A 2,986-nucleotide genomic window follows, 5' to 3' on the forward strand; every position below is an offset into this window, starting at 1 on the left:
TGCATGTGTTAAGCACGCCGCCAGCGTTCGTCCTGAGCCAGGATCAAACTCTCCGTGAATGTTTACCCGTAATCGGGTGACACCCGCGTTGAGCGGAACGAGTGGGCGGAATAAGCCCTCTCGTTCACAGCGTCCTCGCTGTGTTTTGCCTACCGGCACATAGTGTCGATAGGACTTTCAAAGGAACCTCATCCGCCGGATGCTTCCGGCTGGACGGGGTATCAACATATCTGGCGTTGACTTTTGGCACGCTGTTGAGTTCTCAAGGAACGGACGCTTCCTTTGCGCCTGTCTCACCAGGCTCTCCGGGCGCTTCCCTTCGGTCTTGCGTTTCCGACTCTATCAGATCCTTGCGGCTCCGATTTTCGCCGGTGCGATTCGGCCTTTCGGCTTCTTCGCGGTTCCAACCTTACCAGATCCGTTTCCGTCTCCGGCCCCCTGTTGGAGCGGGGTTGGCCGTTCGGCTTTCGCTTTTCGGCTTTTCCGACTCTATCAGATCTTGTTCGCGCCGTTGCCGGTCCGAATTCTTTTCCGATTCCCCGTCGGAGGGGGTTTGCCTTTTGGCTTTTCCGACTTTATCAGAAGGGATTCGGCCGAATTGATCGGCCGGGGCTTCCGGTAAGTGGTCGGTTGCGCCTCGCCGAATTGAAATTCCGGCCGAAGCGGAGGAGATACTAACCGTCGCTGATGAACTTGTCCAGTTCGTTGCAACCGTTCGAATCTACCTCCCCCGTCCGCCCGTGTCAACGGGTTTCTGGGGCGAGGAGGAGATTAGCAGGTCAGCGGGGCTCTACGCACATCAGGCGGCGGTCGGGAGGGTGGCGTCGCGGTCGGTGATGTCGACGTCGCCGGTCTCTCCGGCACGTACGGCGCGGCCGCCCAGGACATAGACGTACAGGAGGAATGCCAGCTCGGCGGCTATGCCGATGCTGATGCGGGCCCAGGTGGGCAGGCCCGAAGGGGTGACGAAGCCTTCGAGGGCGCCGGAGACGAAGAGAACGGCGGCGAGTCCGATCGCCACGCCGAGGGCGGAGCGGCCTTCCTGCGCGAGGGCCGTACGGCGGGTGCGCGGGCCCGGGTCGATAAGGGTCCAGCCCAGGCGCAGGCCGATGCCGGCGGCGATGAAGACGGCGGTCAGTTCGAGGAGGCCGTGCGGAAGGATCAGGCCGAGAAAGGTGTCGAGGCGGCCCGCCGAGGACATCAGGCCGATGCCGACGCCCAGGTTGAGCATGTTCTGGAAGAGGATCCACAGGACCGGGAGGCCGAGGAAAGCGCCCAGGACGAGGCACAGGGCCACGGCCTGGGCATTGTTCGTCCATACCTGGGCGGCGAAGGATGCGGCGGGGTGGCTGGAGTAGTACGTCTCGTACTGGCCGCCGGGGCGGGTCATGGCGCGGAGGTCTTCCGGGGCGCCGATGGCCGCCTGGACCTCGGGGTGTGCGGCTATCCACCAGCCGATGAGGGCGGCGACCGCGGTGGAGAGGATCGCGGTGGGGATCCACCAGTGGCGCAGGCGGTAGACCGCTGCCGGGAAGGCCGTGGTGAAGAAGCGGGCAGCATCGCGCCAGGAGGCCTTGCGGGCGCCGGTGACCGTGCTGCGGGCGCGGGCCACCAGGGAGGTGAGGCGGCCGGTCAGCGCAGGGTCGGGGGCGCTGGAGAGGACGAGGGAGAGGTGGGTGGTGGTGCGTTGGTAGAGGGCGACCAGTTCGTCGGCCTCGGCGCCGGTGAGGCTGTGCTTGCGGCGCAGCAGCGCGTCGAGGCGGTCCCATTCGGCGCCATGTGCCGTGACGAAGACATCGAGATCCATACGGTGTCGCTCCTCGCAGCGCCGTGGGTGGGTGCCGGGTCAGCTTGGCAGACTGGCCGTGCCCGGCGTGGGGTGGGCAGGGCTTCGGAGGACGAGGCCTCGGGGCACGCGGCTTCGGGGTGCGAGAGGGAGTGGGCGCGGCGTGAGTGAGCTCGTAACGGGTGAAGCGGTGGTGCTGGGGCTGCGGCCGGCCAGGCTGCCGAGCCGGGGGCTGGCGGTGGCGGTCGATGTGGCCGTGGGCTGGAGCTGCTACCTCGCCATATCGATGCTGCTGGTGAGCGCGACGTCGTCGATGGACAGCGCGGCGGTGGCGGCCGTCTCGGTGGCGACGTTCGTGCTGGTGCAGGTCGGGATACCGATCGTGATCGAGACGCTGAGCCATGGCCGGTCGCTGGGGAAGGTGATCTGCGGGCTGCGGGTCGTACGGGAGGACGGCGGGCCGATCCGGTTCCGGCATGCTTTGGTGCGCGGGGCCATGGGGGCCATCGAGATCGTGCTGACGATGGGGGTGGTGGCGGCCATCGCCTCGTTGGTCTCGGCGCGGGGGCGTCGGGTGGGGGATGTGTTCGCGGGGACGCTGGTCATACGGGAGCGGATGCCCGTGGCCGAGGTGGGGGCGGCGCTGCCGCCCCCGTCTTCCTGGCTGGCGGCGGAGGCCGGGGCGTTGGATCTGTCGCGGGTGCCCGATGGGTGGTGGCTGGCGGTGCGGCAGTACCTGACGCGCATGGGGCAGCTGGATCCGCAGGTCGGCGGGGCGATGGCGGGGCGGCTGGCGGAGGACCTGCGGGGGTTCACCGGGGTGCCGGTGCCGGCGGGGGTGTATCCGGCGGAGTATCTGGCGGCGGTGGTCGGGGAGCGGCAGGCGCGGGAGTCGCGGAGGGCGTTCGGGGCGGCGGCCGTGGTGGCTGCGGCGACACCTCCGGCTTGGGGCGATGCGTGGGGGGATGCCTCGGGCGATGGGGGCGGCCGGGAGCGGTGGGCCGGGGCGCCGTCGTTGTCGGGCGGGTCGGTGGGTGTGGCGGGGGATGTGGTGTCGTCCGGGCGGGGGGATGTGGCAACGGCGTCGACGTCGGCGGCGGGTGGGGCTTGGGCCCCGCCCGGGGGTGGGGGCGGGGCTCCGGGAGTTGGTGGCGGGGCTGCGGCCTATGGCGGTGCGGGGCTCTCCGGGGCGCCGGTTCG

2 protein-coding genes and 1 rRNA gene are annotated in these 2,986 nt (G+C 69.1%); 1 reads left to right on the plus strand and 2 read right to left on the minus strand.

Annotated elements, in window-relative coordinates; genetic code table 11:
• Together DY245_RS00365 and DY245_RS00375 are read right to left on the minus strand one after the other, a co-directional pair.
• Positions 1-59: ribosomal RNA gene (locus DY245_RS00365) — 16S ribosomal RNA — on the minus strand; the annotation flags it as partial.
• Between the two features lie 740 nt (positions 60-799).
• Entirely contained in the window at positions 800-1,807 is a 1,008-nt protein-coding gene (locus DY245_RS00375; RefSeq protein WP_128502335.1) for a stage II sporulation protein M, read from the minus strand.
• Between the two features lie 142 nt (positions 1,808-1,949).
• Here DY245_RS00375 and DY245_RS00380 point away from each other — a divergent pair.
• Positions 1,950-2,986 (plus strand): RDD family protein (locus DY245_RS00380; protein ID WP_147318315.1); only part of this gene is annotated, 1,037 nt, incomplete at its 3' end.

The organism is Streptomyces inhibens, assembly GCF_003389455.1.
GTDB classification, from domain to species: Bacteria; Actinomycetota; Actinomycetes; order Streptomycetales; family Streptomycetaceae; genus Streptomyces; species Streptomyces inhibens.